The organism is Rhodopirellula europaea 6C (assembly GCF_000338295.1).
Classification (GTDB): domain Bacteria; phylum Planctomycetota; class Planctomycetia; order Pirellulales; family Pirellulaceae; genus Rhodopirellula; species Rhodopirellula europaea.
Window position 1 is genome coordinate 1 of record NZ_ANMO01000219.1, and the last position, 11,013, is coordinate 11,013.

At 56.6% G+C, this 11,013-nt stretch carries 9 protein-coding genes; 5 read left to right on the forward strand and 4 right to left on the reverse strand.

Translation table 11 applies throughout. The features are described 5' to 3' along the window. From RE6C_RS33625 to RE6C_RS23800, 4 genes are all read right to left on the reverse strand, one after another. The coding region (locus RE6C_RS33625) for a DUF1589 domain-containing protein (protein ID WP_008660719.1) at window positions 1–145 on the reverse strand (145 nt) is incomplete at its 3' end. A gap of 4 nt (window positions 146–149) precedes the next feature. Beyond that, a complete protein-coding gene (locus RE6C_RS23790; RefSeq protein WP_008660720.1) occupies window positions 150–1,001 on the reverse strand; it encodes an MBL fold metallo-hydrolase in 852 nt (283 codons plus the stop codon). Between the two features lie 213 nt (window positions 1,002–1,214). Then, window positions 1,215–2,345, reverse strand: a complete 1,131-nt coding sequence (gene recA, locus RE6C_RS23795; protein ID WP_008660722.1) for a recombinase RecA — start codon at window positions 2,343–2,345, stop codon at window positions 1,215–1,217. 401 nt (window positions 2,346–2,746) lie between these two features. Continuing rightward, entirely contained in the window at window positions 2,747–3,487 is a 741-nt protein-coding gene (locus tag RE6C_RS23800) for a hypothetical protein (RefSeq protein ID WP_008660724.1), read from the reverse strand. Between the two features lie 450 nt (window positions 3,488–3,937). Between RE6C_RS23800 and RE6C_RS23810 the strand changes: the two genes are divergently transcribed. The 5 genes from RE6C_RS23810 to msrA all read left to right on the forward strand — a co-directional run bounded on the left by RE6C_RS23810 (window position 3,938) and on the right by msrA (window position 10,959). Then, on the forward strand, window positions 3,938–4,867 hold the full coding sequence (locus RE6C_RS23810) for an HDOD domain-containing protein (protein ID WP_008660726.1): 930 nt from the start codon (window positions 3,938–3,940) through the stop codon (window positions 4,865–4,867). A 183-nt stretch (window positions 4,868–5,050) separates the two neighbouring features. Next, window positions 5,051–6,196, forward strand: coding sequence for a phosphotransferase (locus RE6C_RS23815; protein ID WP_008660728.1), 1,146 nt, complete (start codon window positions 5,051–5,053; stop codon window positions 6,194–6,196). Window positions 6,197–6,268: 72 nt separating this feature from the next. Then, window positions 6,269–8,971, forward strand: coding sequence for a protein-disulfide reductase DsbD family protein (locus tag RE6C_RS23820; RefSeq protein ID WP_008660729.1), 2,703 nt, complete (start codon window positions 6,269–6,271; stop codon window positions 8,969–8,971). Beyond that, a complete protein-coding gene (locus tag RE6C_RS23825; RefSeq protein WP_008660730.1) occupies window positions 8,968–10,365 on the forward strand; it encodes a tRNA modification GTPase in 1,398 nt (465 codons plus the stop codon). Before RE6C_RS23820 ends, RE6C_RS23825 begins: the two co-directional genes overlap by 4 nt. An 87-nt stretch (window positions 10,366–10,452) precedes the next feature. Continuing rightward, window positions 10,453–10,959 (forward strand): peptide-methionine (S)-S-oxide reductase MsrA, encoded by a 507-nt coding sequence (gene msrA, locus RE6C_RS23830; RefSeq protein ID WP_039963230.1) that lies wholly within the window; start codon window positions 10,453–10,455, stop codon window positions 10,957–10,959. The last annotated feature ends 54 nt before the right edge of the window (window positions 10,960–11,013 follow it).

The following is an 11,013-nucleotide window of genomic DNA, read 5'->3' on the forward strand; positions in this document are numbered from 1 at the left end:
CATCGGTTGGGTGCCAGGTGATAACCTGGCCTACGTTGATGGTGTCGCCGGGATTCAGATGCTCGAGTTGGTTGCGGTCCGAATTCTTGGCGAATCCGGCTACGGCTGGGGTGGCCTTGCTGACGCGGCGGGTTGTGACGAACATTCGGCTACTGGATGGATGGCATCGGTAGACGCAGGCCGTCGTAAGCCAAGTGCACGTGATCGGGCAGCGAGGCTTCCACTGGGCCGTGATCAATGTCGTGGCAAAGGTGAGTTAGGAAGGCTTGGCGTGGGTTCAGCTCTTGGATCACTTCGAGTGCTTCGTCGATATTGAAGTGAGTTGGGTGCGGGGTGAATCGCAAGGCATCCAGGACCAGCGTGTCGAGGCCTCGCAGTCGTTCCATGGATGACTCCGAGACGTGATTGGTATCGGTGCAGTAAGCGAAGTCGCCCATGCGGAAACCCAACACTTCGAAGTGCGGTCCGTGCTTCAGCGGAACCGGAGTGACCCGAACACCGAGAACCTCAAACGGATCATCGTTGTTGATCGAGAGAATTTCGAGTTGGGGCCGTGATCCCGCGTGGGTTTGTTCACGCTGTGAAAACGCGTAGTCGTATGACGTTCGAATGCGAGCTTCGACGTCCGCACGGCAATACAACGGAACGGGACGACCGAGCCGAAACGGAAACAACCGCAAGTCATCCAGCCCGTAGATGTGATCGGCATGCTCGTGGGTGAACAAAACCGCGTGCACGAGTTTGATTTTTTCGCGAAGCAATTGCGTTCGCAAATCGGGCGGTGTGTCGATCAGCAGATTGCCCTCGGGCAACCGAATCAAGATCGAGCAACGCGTTCGGTTGTTGTGCGGGTCAGTGCTTTGGCAGACATCGCATTCGCATCCAATCGCGGGCACACCAACGCTGGTCCCGGTGCCCAAGAAGATCACCTCGGGAGTCGGGTCGAAGGACGCTGGGTCGGTCGCGGACGAGTCGGCTGGAGCAGGATCGGATGCAGTCATGCCGCGATGTTATCGCGGGTGAGCAGCCCCGTGCAGGTGAGGTGTCGGTTTGGTATCGCTGAGGCATCTCGTGCACTCATCATGAAGCAACAGAAACGTGGTGCCAGGATTTTCGTCTGCGGCGGAAAACGAAAAACGGACCGTCCCAGGTTTCCCCGAGACGATCCGTTTCATGCATAGTCAACTGACCTCGCGACCAACCCGATTCGCGGATCAGCTGTTGGCGACGGCTTCGCCATCTTCGACTGCTTCTTCGTCTTCGGCTGCCGCGTCCGCTTCGAGCGGTGCGACAAAGCCACCGGCGGCCAAGACTTTCTGCTTGATCTCATCGGAGACGTCTGGGTTCTCGATCAAGAAGTTGCGAGCCTTCTCTTTACCCTGTCCCAAGTACGTGTCGCCGTACTTGAACCATGAACCGCTGCGGTTGACGACTTTGTTCTCGGTTCCGAGATCCAGCAAGTCGCCTTCGAAGCTGATGCCGTTGGAGTGCATCATGTCGAATTCTGCGATCCGGAACGGAGGTGCGACCTTGTTCTTGACGATCTTCGCTTTGACGCGTTGACCGACTTGCTCTTCACCGTCTTTCAGACTGCCAATCCGACGAACATCAATTCGGCACGAGCAATAGAATTTGAGGGCACGACCGCCGGGAGTGGTTTCGGGGCTGCCGAACATCACACCGACCTTCTCGCGAATTTGGTTGATGAAGACGACAGCCGATTTGCTTTTGGCAATCGCACCGGTCAGCTTCCGCATCGACTGGCTCATCAAACGAGCTTGCAAGCCCACGTGGCTGTCGCCAATCTCGCCTTCGAGTTCCGCCTTGGGCACCAAGGCCGCGACGGAGTCGATGATGATGACGTCGACGGCGTTGGATTTGACCAGCATCTCGCAGATCTGCATCGCTTCTTCGCCGCTGCCCGGTTGGCTGACCAGCAGGCTGTCCAGTTCCACACCGAGCTTCTTGGCCCAACTTGGGTCGAAGGCATGCTCGGCATCGATGATCGCCGCGATCCCGCCGGACTTTTGGGCTTCGGCACCGATGTGCAGAGCCAGCGTCGTTTTACCGGAAGATTCCGGGCCGAAGACTTCGATGATTCGGCCTCGCGGGATGCCCTTTCCACCCAGAGCCATGTCGAGGCTGAGGCTGCCCGTGGAGATGCAATCGATGGTCAGCTTTTGGGAAGCTCCCAGCGGCATGATCGCACCGTCGCCAAACGACTTTTCGATCTGTTGAAGCGTAGTCTTCAGACCGGGTTCTTTTTCCAGAATGGTCTTCATACCTGGATCCAGCTTGACGCCCTTGGATGCTGCCGGCGTTGCCATGCGTGGTTTCTTTGCCATGTCCTGATTCCTTTATTCCCTGAACAAACTTTTCTTGTTTCCAATTCAAACCCAACCGATGTTCCGACCAACGGTGGTCAGACATGGCGATCCCTGCGAAGTCGCAAGGTCGATCCTATCGACGATGGTGCCGGAGACAATGAAAGCCCGACAGCTTTTCCACCAAAGTGAGTTCGGCCAGTTGATGTGATGGCTGGTCGACGGTTGGTTCACAGAGAAGACCGCAGTGAGCTGCCTCCTCTTCACACCACTAGTATTCGCCAGGGGCGTGACACGTTTGGTCACGGGCGAGACAGGTCATTGCCATCCGAATGAGATTCGCAGGAAACCGGTTGCCTGAGCATGGATCAGGAACGTTTCGCACCAATCAGGAGTGTTTTGCGAGAACGACCAGCGAAACGTTAAGAAGCGAGCTGATTGGGCGTCTGTTCATCATCGCGCCGAAACGGCTTTTCACGAAGTGCCACCCAGGTCGCGAATAGGACCAAGACGCTAGCGATTTGGACTGAAGCGATGATCGCCGGATGGGTGCTCCGCAGCTTGTCCATGGAACGTCGCAAAACTGCGGGTTCCCGTTTCTCCTGCAAAAGGATCTGATCTGAGAGGGACACTTGGGCAGAGATCCCCCCTGTCTGGTTGTGTGCTGTGGGCCATTCCGCGACGTTTTCCCATCCGTTCGATGTGCGTCGCCAGCCGACAGGAGGCACGGCGCGAGGGCCGCTGGAGATCAAAGCTTCTTCGGTTGCTCCATCCGGATCGTTTGCCTCAATCAAATTGTTTGACTCATCGGAATTGGACATCTTCCACGCAAGCATCGTCGTCGCGGGGACTGACGCAAGATTGGTTGCTGGCAGAGTGGAGGTGGGATCCGGGTGGATATCGACTCGAAACTCTGGATCAGCGTGCCGAAGAGTAATGGGTTGCGGTGAAGCGGGCCGAGATGAATTGGTCGACGCTTTCATGGAACCAGAAGTGCCACTGAGTACGTTCACCGCGCCCAGCAAAATTGCGAGGGCGGCCGTCCTTCGCAGTCGCTTCCAATAGAACGACGCATCGACCTGAGGGTTGTTTCCCAGGTGATGAGCTGCGAGTTGCGAGAAGAATCGGCTGTTGCCGAGCGACGGAATTCGTACGAGTGCCATGAGGCCACACGGTTGCACGTCGCGGGCCGGAGCCGTCCGGCTGAGTCGTTTAGACGTTCAACGTTCTGTCAGTCAAAGGTTTACGTCGCGGCGCCGGATTCGATTCGCGGCAGGGTCTTGATGCGTGGAGTCAACCAATGAGGTGAAAGAGCGACGTCTGATGTCTTGGTGAAACGTATCAAAATCGCGTCACTACAAACGGTGCGACCGACAAAGGCTTCCAACTGAGGCTAATCATCCCGAATCCGGGCGTCTTCGAATGAGGCTGCGGCGTGCTTCTGCGAAATCTTGGCGTAGGGTTCTATCAGCGAAGGAATGGTTGGGAAATGAGTGTCGGGCATTCGTGGCTGGTACGGCCGATGGAGTGCATCGCACAAGCGGTTCCTGGTCGTCCATTCTCGATCGCCGTCTAAGAATCAAGACCGCGTGAGGCACATCGCGTGGCGAACAATGCACAAAACAACAAACGAGCTGAAATCGATGACGAACGTCGCAGAAAGCACCAACTTGGAAGATGTTTTTCATGTCGACATCCTGCCTGCCTTGCCGCACAGTGCGATCAGCCTGTTGCAGTTGTCGCAAAAGGAATCGGCAGGGCCAAACGACTTTGCGCGACCAATCGAGGCTGATCCTGGGTTGATGGGGCAAGTTCTTCGCTTTGTGAATTCGTCGTACTTTGGATTCAGTCGCGAAATCATGAGTATCCCGCAGGCAATCACATTGGTCGGCTCGCGAGCGATCGTGAATTTCGCGCTGTGGAACGCTGTCTTCAGCGTGATTCCCAATCCAAAGTTTGGTCCCTTCGATTTGAAAGCTCTTTGGCAAGACTCGTTGCGTCGTGCCATCTTCGCTCGAAAAGTCGGTCGCGTTCTGAAGCTGGAAGCCGCTGAAGACTTGTTTGCCGGAGCTTTGTTGCAAGACATGGCGATCCCATTGCTGTTGAAGGAATTGCCCGCCGAGTACGAAGAACTGGTAGAGAAACGAGCTTCGGAGGGCAAGCGACTCAGCGGTTTGGAGCAGGAAATGTTTGGTTGGAACCACGCGGACGCGGCAGCGATTCTGGCCACGCGTTGGAATTTGCCCGAAGAGTTCGTGGAGTTGATTGCTCAACATACTGAGATCGAACAATTGCTCGAGATGGGTGACTCGGCCCGCGGTGCGGCCTGTGTCGCATTGGCCTCGTTGCTGCCTTCTTGCAGCGAAAGCGAATGGCATGAGAAAGGAAAGTTTGCCAAAGCATGTCAGCGACTCTCTGGCATGTCGAAGGAAGTTTTGTTTGAATGCTTGAAGGATGTCGACGAACAAACTGCTGAATTTGCTCCGTTGCTCAAGTTGCCGGTGCCCGAACAGTCGATCATGTCTTTCTTGGTTGAAAAGTAATCGCTTTTGGACGTTTCACGAATCGCACGACTCTGGTTTCCAGACGCAGCGTCGATCGGTATCGATTCGTGGAACCCAGGGCTGAGCGGCGGGCGGGTCTATCGAATTCGCCCCGCCGCGAACCCGTCGTCTTATGTGCTGAAGTGTTCGACCCCTGGCGCGCCGACGGCGCGGTGGCACTGCGTGGCAAGCGAACTAGCCGACGCGATGACGCAGCCAAACGTATCTTCCACCGGGTTGATATCAGACGTTGCTTCCGAGTTGTTGCTTGATCCAACTTCGGCCAAGCAAGAAGCGACACACGAGTCGGCACTCTTGGCCGCTCCTCTTCCGACCGCAGATGGTCGATGGATCGTTTCGGATCAAGGTCGCCAATGGCAATGCACCGCTTGGGTCGACGGACAGGCGTGCGATGATTCCGAAGCGAGGGACAGCGATGCTGCCACGCGAGCGTTGGTGCTGGGCGGGGAAGCGATCGCGAAAGTTCACGCGAGGTTGGCCGACCTGCCCTCACCCGCGGTCTTTGCCGATCGAACGCCAAACGAGTTTGCATCCGCGGATCAGTTGCCACGTTGCTTTCGTGAACGGATGAAACGTCTTCATGAGTTGAGCCCGTGGTTGTCCTCAGGAAGTTTGTTGCGCGAACGATTGCCAGGAACGGCTTCGCGGTGGCGAGCGTTGTTGGAACGCTGCGTCAGTATGGACGGAGTGCATCAGCGATCGATCGAGCGAACGAACAATGAGTTGCCCGCCTATCAAGAGCTCGCGCATCGTTTGATGGCAGCGACCGAGTTGTTGGTCGAACAAGGCACCTCGATCCAATCAATGCTGATTGCTGAGTTGGCGGAGCGAATGGAGAGTTCGCCTCAGGGTTGGCGTCAGAATTGGGTGCTTCGCGACGTCCACCGAGAGCACATCTTGTTTGACGAATCTCGACAGACGGTGAAGGGGATCATCGATCACGACGCGATGGATTGGGATTGCCCGGTGGTGGACTTGGCCCGTTGGGCCGGCAGTTTCCCCGTGCAACTGGAAGGAACGCTTTCGGCGAGCCGGCTGGATTTGGCGGTGGAGGGATACGCCCGGATTTCATCAGCAAATTGCGGGGTGGAACTGGCGGATGGTGCTCGACCGCGTTCATTCTTAATAAAGAGCCCAACACCAGAAGAACTTGCTCTGGGAGCGACTCTTCTACGCTTGAATGCGTGGGTGGGAATGGCAAATTGGGTGGATTGGATTGGATTGAGGCGACGAGTCTTTTTCTCGTCACCGGAACGGCTCTCGAGCCGAATTTCCGCCTTGATCGATTCAGTTTGCCACTTTTGCTAAGCTACGGGACTCATTTCGGTCGAACGATGGGGTTCGATGTCTTTTCGTCTCATTGAATTGTCTCGTCGGAGGATGCTTTCGATGGATCGCTGTTACCAACCCGGGTTCGCTCGGAAATTGCCCGCCCTTGGTGCCGCACTGCTGGCGGTGTTGTTCACCTTGGCTGTGGCGATGCCCGTACGCGCTGATAGGCCCGATGCAGCCGGTCTGTTCACCGAGTTTTCGCTCGACGATTTTGCCGCTGACGGAAACGCGGCGTTGCAAACTGATGAGCCCGCCGAAGCCACCGCGACCTATTCGGTTGTGGGCGAGGGTGAGATCGAACTCAACGTTCAGGTGAAGCTGCAGCCGAAGTGGCACCTGTATTCGACGACCCAGCCCAAAGGTGGGCCCAAACCGACCAAATTGAGTCTGGTCGAAGCGGACTCCGTCAAGATTTCAGGAGCTTGGAAGAGCGACCGCGAACCGCTTCGAAGTGTCTCCGAAGACTTTGGCGGAATCACCGTTGAAGAGTTTGAAGACGAGGTCACCTTCACCGCCAAGGCGAAAGTCGCGGGCGGCAACGAAGCGATCTCGCAGCTTGGTGCATTGAAGATTCGCTTGGACGCATTGGCGTGTTTGACCGGCGGTGCTTGCATGCCGGTGAACGAGACATTGACGGCAAAGCTGGTCGGCGATGTTCCGTCGGCGGTTTCAAAACCATCCGGGCAAACGATGGCGTCGACGTCGTCCAATGATCCCGCGGGTTTGAAAAGTCATCCCGTTGATCTGAAGCAAACCTTTCGCGATCAAGATTATGTCGTGCGGTGGGAGGCGATCAACTTGACTCCGCAGTTGGAACCCGGACAAACGGGCACGCTCCGATTCACCGCGATTCCTGATTCGGGATATCACGTCTACACATCTTCGGTGAACGACGAGCAATCAAAGACCAATTTTGTGGTCAGCGAAAAATCAGATTTGAAAGTCGGGGCACCCCAAACCAAATCTCCGCCGGTGGATTATGACCTGTTGCCCGGCGTGACCTATCACAAGGGCAACGTGACATGGACGTTGCCGATCTCGATTCCAAACGATGCCTCGACTGGCGAACACAAGATCGTGGGCGGGATCGCCTACCAAGCTTGTACAGACGACAGCTGCCAACAACCAAAGGCGATCGAGTTTCAAACCGTCGTCAACGTTGTGGACTCGGCGCATGCGGATGCCAAACCGCAGCGCATGAATGTTGCTGCGAAGAAACGCATGCTGATTCTGGACGATGCGGCGACACTCGATTGGGTTGATACCGACCTTTCGCCTGCACTGAATGCCAGCATTGAACCTGAGGCCGATAACGAACCACAAATCGCGATGGCGGATGCTTCCGCAACGGATCACTCGACATCCGGTGGCTCTGGGGACGCTCATGGGGTTGCCAGCGAGACAACCAGCGAAGAAGCATCGGGTGACACTGAGAAAGCTGGCACGGCCTTCGGCACCACGTTGCTGTTCGCATTCATCGGCGGAGTCATCTTGAACTTCATGCCGTGTGTGTTGCCGGTGGTCGGTTTGAAGGTGATGAGCTTTGTCCAGCAAGCTGGCGAAGATCGCAAACGAATCTTCTTCCTCAACGTCGTGTACGCTCTGGGCATTCTGTCCGTCTTCGCGGTCCTCACCGCTCTGGCGGTTCTGTTGTCATTCAACTGGGGCCAACAGTTCACCTACTTCCCGGTGCGGCTCGGTCTGACGTTGTTGATGTTCGCGATGGCACTGAGCTATCTCGGTGTTTGGGAAATTCCGGTTCCCGGCATGGCGGCGGGCAAAACTTCGCAGGCTTTGCAGCAACGCGAAGGTTACACCGGTGCATTCTTCAAAGGTGTTTTCGCAACCGTCTTGGCAACACCCTGCAGTGGTCCGTTGCTGGGCGGAATCTTGGGCCTGACTTTCGCGTTGACCAGTTTGCAAACAACCGCCGTCATCATGATCGTGGGAGTCGGCATGGCACTGCCTTATCTGATGATCGGCATCTGGCCGTCCTTGGTGGCTTGGTTGCCTAAACCCGGCACTTGGATGGAAACACTGAAAGAGTTCCTCGCGTTCTTGTTCCTCGGAACCGTTGCGTTCTTTTTCAACCAGTTCAGCGACGGCGACAAGCTGCCCGTCTTTGTGGCCTTGATCGGTGTTTGGTTTGGTTGCTGGATCATCGGCAAAGTCCCCAGTTGGAGCAGCCTGCAAGCACGTTTGTATGCTTGGTCAGGTGGTATCGCGTCGGCCATCATCATCGGCGTTGCGGCGTTCCACTGGTTGGGCCCCGCACCCGAACCGGCCGAAGGTGTGAAGACGATCGCGTGGCAGCCTTATGACGAAGCCAAGTTGAAAGAGTATCAAGCCGAAGGCCGCACGGTCATGATCGACTTCACCGCCAAGTGGTGCGTGAACTGCATCGTGAACTACAACGTCGCGCTCAACACCGAACCAACCCGTCAGTTGATCGAAGAGTTGGATGCGGTGCCGATGTTGGCCGATTGGACGGACCAGGATCCTGAGATCGAAGCGAAGCTAAAGGAACTGCAAAGTCGATCGATTCCGGTACTGGCAATCTATCCGGGAAAATCTCCTGCCGAGCCGATCGTGCTGCGTGATTTGGTGTCCCAGCAAATGGTCTTGGACGCGTTGGAAGACGCCGGTCCGAGTGTATCGGGGAGTGCGGCAAATATTGCCAATCGAGTTCGCCCCAATACGAACGCAGGTGAGTTAAGTTCCGCGCCCGCCGCCGGTGTGGCAGCACGGTGACATCGGAAGCGGATGACACCATTGCCGCCATCGCATCGCCGATGACTCCCGCACCTCGCGGGATCGTTCGGTTGTCGGGCCACGACTGCATCGATGTGCTGTGTCGGATGAATGTGTTGGACTCGAACGAAGCCAGCGGCCGACGTCCATTTCGAAGCTCGAAAACACTCGCTCTCGGTGATCCGCTCGGTGCGATCGAGGTCGATGTGATGGTTTGGCCCACGCAGCGCAGTTACACGGGCCAACCGTCGGCGGAGTTGCATCTGATCGGATCAGCACCGCTGTTGCAGTCCAGTTTGGACGCGGCGATTCACGCGGGGGCCAGAGCCGCTCGACCCGGTGAATTCACGATGCGATCGTTTCTCGCCGGGCGATTGGATTTGACGCAAGCCGAAGCCGTGCTCGGTGTCATCGAAGCGGAAGATCGCGGCACACTCGATCAAGCACTTTCTCAATTGGCCGGCAACCTCTCTCGACCACTGCAGGCGGCTCGTTCAACGCTGTTGGATTTGTTGGCCGATGTCGAGGCTGGATTGGACTTTGTTGACGAAGACATCGAGTTCATATCCGACGAAGTTTTGATGCAAAGGCTCGACGAACTTCGCTCGCTGCTTTTGCAAACCCGTTCACAACTGAGCGATCGCGGTGGTGCATCGCCAACGATTCGAGTTGTCTTGCGAGGGTTGCCGAACGCTGGAAAGAGTCGATTGCTGAATGTTTTGTCTCGCACCGAGTCGGCCATCGTGACGGACCAAGCCGGGACGACTCGCGATTTAGTGACCGTGGAATCAAGTTGGGGCGGTCACTCGTTTCAGTTGATCGACACAGCGGGGTTGGAAACAAGAGAGAAGTCCGACCCGGAGGCACCGATCTCTCAGGAGGCTCAATTGCAAGCCGCCGAGGCAGCGAGGGGAGCCGACGTGCATGTGTGGTGCATCGACGCGACTGGCGAAGATAGTTTTGCATCGCTGAAATGCCCCGACGCGGTTTTGGCTGATGCCAAGCGATCGGCGGAATTGATTTGCGTGGCAACCAAACGAGACTTGATGCCGACGGAATGGAACGGCGATTCGATGCAGGCTGATTTGGCCTTGAGCAGTGAGTCGGGGGCCGGTGTTGATGCGCTGATCGAGCGACTGGTCGAATTCGCGGAGCAACGTGACGCTGGCGAGACCGGCAGCGTGATCGGCACAGCGGCTCGATGCCAAGATTCTTTGGCCGCCGCGATTGAGCACCTGGCCCAAGCGATACAGTGGACAGAGCAGATGGCCGGGCATGAACTGGTGGCCGCTGAAATGCGTCTCGCCGTCGAGGCGATCGGCGAAGTGACCGGTCAGGTCTACACCGATGATATTCTGGACCGTGTGTTCGGCCGGTTTTGCATTGGCAAATAGAACGTGGCATCGGCTTCCTGTGTGTGAAGTGACCAACACAGGATGGAAGCCTATGCCACATCCGATGAGATTCAATGGAGAAGAGTCATGACAGAGCGAGCGGTGTTAGCGGGTGGTTGTTTTTGGGGCATGCAGGATCTGATTCGCAAGCTGCCCGGCATCGAATCGACCCGGGTGGGATACACCGGCGGTGAAGTCCCAAACGCGACTTATCGCAATCATGGCAACCACGCCGAAGGGATCGAGATCTTCTTCGATCCTGAAAAGACGAGTTACCGGCAGTTGTTGGAGTTCTTTTTTCAGATCCATGATCCAACGACGCCGAACCGTCAGGGCAACGATCGAGGCCCTTCGTACCGTTCGGCGATTTACTACGTCGATGAGCAGCAGAAACAGACCGCGGTGGACACCATCGCGGATGTGAACGCGTCTGGTTTATGGCCGGGCAAAGTGGTCACCGAAGTCGAGCCAGTCAGCGACTTTTGGGAAGCCGAACCAGAGCACCAGGATTACCTCGAGAAGGTACCCAACGGCTACACGTGCCATTTCCCTCGTCCGGATTGGGTGCTGCCCAAGCGAGCTTCTGCTGAGTGAAGAGGTCGAGCAATTTTTTTTATGCCGCTCGTTGACGCTTTTTCACCTGTTGCA